The following is a 2,986-nucleotide window of genomic DNA, read 5'->3' as shown; positions in this document are numbered from 1 at the left end:
GAGTAACTTTAAAGCGTACACCGGCCATGAACCGGTGGCATTAGGGGGCGAGAAACGCATCATTCATATGAATGGTCGGATCTTCGATGCAGACACGGGTCGATTTATGCAGGCGGATCCGTTTGTGCAAGCGCCGAGTAATTTGCAGAACTATAACGCATATTCTTATGTGTTGAATAATCCGCTGAGTTATACAGATCCGAGTGGGTATTTGTTTAAGAAGCTTGGGAAGTTTGTTAAGAAGCATTGGCGTTCCATTGCAGCGATTGCGGCAGCATATTACACATTTGGGTTAGTTGAAGGGATGCTGCTTAATTCAGGAGGAATGTGTGCATTTGCTCTTACTTCAGGTCAAATGATGGTAGCAGGAGCTGCATCAGGTTTTGTTGGTGGGGTCATAGGAAGCGGAACTTTAAAAGGGGGATTGACTGGAGCTGCAACTGGAGCTGCTTTTGCTGGTATAGGAAGTATGTTCGACGGTACCGGAGGAAGTTTTTGGAAAACTGGAGGTGCGGGCCACTTAGGGGCACATGCTCTTACTGGTGGCATCCTAGCTGATGTACAAGGCGGAAATTTTGGTCATGGTTTTTGGAGTGCGGGTTTAACCAAAGCAGCTAATGTGAATGGCATGATTTCTTCAGCTGGGCTTGAGTATGACATTGCTAGAATCGCAGTAGCAGCGGTTATCGGCGGTACAATCTCTGAATTGACTGGAGGAAAGTTTGCTAATGGTGCGACTACGGCTGCATTTGCTCAGGCTTACAATGGTAATAAAGAGGCGGAGAGAGTCCGATACCGCAAGAAAGCAAAGGGCTGGCGGCATGCTGAAAAACTTGAAACCAATAGACAAAAAATGCTCAAAGGTCAATCTGTTATAGATGGTGCAGTAGGTGCCTATTATGATGGTGATAACTATATAGGATATAGAAAATATGATGTTGTTTCTGTAGATGATTCTGGTCATTGGACATTAACAGAAGTAAAACTGAGAGATGGGAAAGTGCATAAATATGTTCCTTTCAAGGCATATCAAGCTGCTACTGTGTATAGTCAGTCGGAATTTGATTATAAAGCCACAGATGGGGTGACATTAGTTGGAAAAAATATTCCCGGTGGCTCTATAACCTTAAAACCAGGACAATACTCAATTCAATGGGTTATGATGAATGATGTAGGAAGTGCTACTATTTTCCCAGTGAGCATTGGGAATGAAGACGCAATGTATCTAAACATGATGCGGGCTACGCCATATGATGGGAAGTTTTGGGATTAAACTGAGAGTAGGCTAAGAACCTAATGAATGAAATTATTGAAAGTTTTTTAAATTTTGGGTTTCAAGGAAAAAGAGGCTCATCTGTTTTTGAGAAGGAGCTGTTTGATGATTTTTATATTAAAATAAAGTGTGAAGATGGGTGGACAGATGAAAGCTCAATAAGTATCTATATAAACTCACAGCGTTTCGCTCCGTTTATACATAACCTATTTTCAGAGTTATCTATTGCTGAATTGATACAGCCAAGAAAGTTGACAAATGATGACTCCGGCTGTTTATGTATGGTATCGACATTTATAGAGTGTGTTAATGGTGAATGGATCGTATGGCTATATGGTGAAGAGATTAAATTAAACAGCTTATTATTGTTACTGTCAGAAGCGGGCTCTATTGAAAACTTTTATGACGCTATATATATTGAAAATAATCGACTGTTTGTATGGGTAGAAACGATCTGGGTTTATTTATACTTAAAAAGCTGTATGGCAATAGTTTTACCTGAAGAGATTTATGATGACATTAATAAAGAGCAAATGTCACCTATAGTCAAACGCTGGGGATTAACATCACTGCCAACCTTAGATATGTTGGCGAAAGTTTTAAAAATTATTTAAGAGCAGAATTAATGTGGGGAACTTTGTTAACAGCTGGAGAATGGTTTGGTAAAAATTCGACAATTTACTTTGACCCTACACATGTATCAAAGATTGTAACTAGTGGGAATTTATTTAGGACTGCCAGTCCTGATATGATACTTGCGCATGAGTTATATCATGCATGGAATTATGCTGCATCCAGTTGGTTCTCTGATGGAGGAGCTAGGCGAATTGGTGGTGGCGTTTATGGTCTTCCCTCGCAAGAAGCCTATGCCGTTAGACATACAAATCTAATTAGAAGGCAGCTAGGTTATGGTTATATCCGGACTCATTATAACCACAAAGGTCATCATTATTGTGTGGAAGGGTGTTAAAATGAAAAATCTATTCTTAACTCTAATAGCCTTAATAGGTTTAACAGCCTGTTTAAGTAATACTGTACGTTGGGATGGTAGTTATAACAAGTTATCAGAATATGGTAAATCTTGCGCATTATCTTGGGTGGATAATATCTATAGCATTGATCAAACAAAGCAGGCTATTAGTGCTTTAGAGGGTAAGCCTAATAAATTAATCATCCTCAAATCAGGCTCTTCGGGTATTGCGTCATATCACTTTGTTGCTATTATGGAGATGAAAAAAAGGTTCATATCTATTGTGAGCAGCCCTCGGTATGAAAAAGCTATTATAACTGAAATCGATAAAAATACTTTCGACCAAATAATGGCATATGTAGAGCTCAATAAAACAGATGAAGGAAAAATTTATAAAGGAAATACTTCAAATTTGAGCCATGTTCCTTGCGATTTTATTTACTATAAGTCAGAAGATAAGACTTTTAAACAAGCCTATATAGGCTTGTTTAAAGATGGAGACAACATGGCGCAGTTGATCAAAAATCATAGCGAGAATTTTGCGCAACATGGAAGGTTATTATCTGAATCTGCATCTTCACCTATACCATCAGAGTATAGAATGGAAGAAATTAGAAAGGAGGTTAAAAAAAATGTGTTCTTTGAGCTAGATTACATATTTTAATCAAAAATAAAAACAAGATAGAAATAAGACACTTCTTAGTTTCTGCTAATAAAATATAACCCGAATTCAAGTTCCAAGT

The 2,986-nt window shown here is 38.3% G+C and carries 4 protein-coding genes; all 4 read left to right on the top strand.

All coding sequences use genetic code 11. The features are described from left to right. Positions 1-1,273 (top strand): RHS repeat protein (locus N475_RS02275; RefSeq protein ID WP_282955584.1); only part of this gene is annotated, 1,273 nt, incomplete at its 5' end. A 23-nt stretch (positions 1,274-1,296) separates the two neighbouring features. Next, positions 1,297-1,887: a hypothetical protein gene (locus tag N475_RS02270; RefSeq protein WP_063359780.1), complete on the top strand. Its 591-nt coding sequence runs from the start codon at positions 1,297-1,299 to the stop codon at positions 1,885-1,887. A gap of 11 nt (positions 1,888-1,898) precedes the next feature. Continuing rightward, positions 1,899-2,243 (top strand): M91 family zinc metallopeptidase, encoded by a 345-nt coding sequence (locus tag N475_RS02265; RefSeq protein WP_063359779.1) that lies wholly within the window; start codon positions 1,899-1,901, stop codon positions 2,241-2,243. Position 2,244: 1 nt separating this feature from the next. Continuing rightward, a complete protein-coding gene (locus tag N475_RS02260; RefSeq protein WP_063359778.1) occupies positions 2,245-2,907 on the top strand; it encodes a hypothetical protein in 663 nt (220 codons plus the stop codon). Positions 2,908-2,986: the final 79 nt, after the last annotated feature.

This window comes from Pseudoalteromonas luteoviolacea DSM 6061, assembly GCF_001625655.1.
Taxonomy (GTDB): Bacteria; Pseudomonadota; Gammaproteobacteria; order Enterobacterales; family Alteromonadaceae; genus Pseudoalteromonas; species Pseudoalteromonas luteoviolacea.
Note: the sequence above shows the minus strand (reverse complement) of the source record. Positions and strands in the feature narration are given on the sequence as shown.